The organism is Psychrobacter sp. TB20-MNA-CIBAN-0197 (assembly GCF_040309765.1).
GTDB lineage: Bacteria > Pseudomonadota > Gammaproteobacteria > Pseudomonadales > Moraxellaceae > Psychrobacter > Psychrobacter submarinus.
Window position 1 is genome coordinate 1 of record NZ_JBEOPC010001094.1, and the last position, 250, is coordinate 250.

General features: G+C 46.8%; 1 protein-coding gene. It reads left to right on the forward strand.

The features are described from left to right. A partial coding sequence (locus tag AAEY83_RS17295; RefSeq protein WP_351061141.1) for a hypothetical protein occupies positions 1 to 250 on the forward strand: 250 nt, incomplete at both ends.

The window sequence follows — 250 nt, forward strand, 5'->3', positions numbered from 1 at the left end:
GGCTGGCACTACCGCCTTTAACGCTATTAATGATGACGGTATATGCCAACCAGCAGTCATTATCTACGTCACCAACTTTATATGTCTTGCCCACTGGAGATCGCTATATAAGCGCTGCTGTGCTGCAATATCCTATAATGAATGAGGTTGGGGGCATTGGAGGCAAGTATAATAAGGCGCAGTCAGCAAAGGATAGCGTGAGTTGGTTATTTTTGGCAGACCATAGGCCTAATGCTACGCGTACCATGCC